This is a genomic window from Chryseobacterium sp. HNCC26DJ241 (genome assembly GCF_057180505.1).
Genome location: NZ_JBXUGL010000084.1, coordinates 1 through 718 on the forward strand (window position 1 = coordinate 1; position 718 = coordinate 718).

The window sequence follows — 718 nt, forward strand, 5'->3', positions numbered from 1 at the left end:
CTTATGCAATTTATAATGCTGCGGCAGGAAGCAGCGGAACAGGAATTCCGGCTCCTGGAAGTGGACAAGCTGCTACAGGAGGTTCAAAAGTTCCGACTAATATTGTAAAACCTGGTCAAGGATTTATGGTAAGAGCTACAGGTTCTGGTGCTTCACTTGTGTTCAAGAATTCTGAAAGAACGGCTGTAAGTGGTGGATCATTCTATAGCGGTAAAAATAATCCGGATGACAAATATCTATTGACCCTTACCACACCGAAGAGTCTTGTTACCACTATAGCGGTAGTATATTTTGCAAACGGAACTAATGGATTCGGTTTAGATGATTCTGCTCAGGAAAACACACCATCGGATGCTCTTTATAGTATTGTAGATAACCATAAGGTATTAATACAAGGAAAGAATCTATTCACGAATACAGATGTAGTACCTTTAGGTGTGAAACATTTTGAATCCGGTAATTATACCATCTCCATTAAAAATAAGGAAGGAGTATTTGCAAATGGACAAAATGTTTATCTAAAAGATAAGGTTCTGAATATTATTACTGATCTTACACAAGGTGATTACAATTTCAGTGCTTCCTCTGGAGAATTTGATAACCGTTTCGAGATTGTTTATAAACCTGGATCTACTTTCGGAACTACAGATGCTACCAAAGAAAGCGTTCAGGTGTACAGAGATGCTGATGATTTTGTGATACAATCTCTTTCTAAAAA

1 protein-coding gene is annotated in these 718 nt (G+C 37.6%); it reads left to right on the forward strand.

Going from position 1 to position 718, the window contains the following annotated elements:
* On the forward strand, positions 1-718 hold a 718-nt coding region (locus AC2A1C_RS15835), incomplete at both ends, for a hypothetical protein (protein ID WP_484026901.1).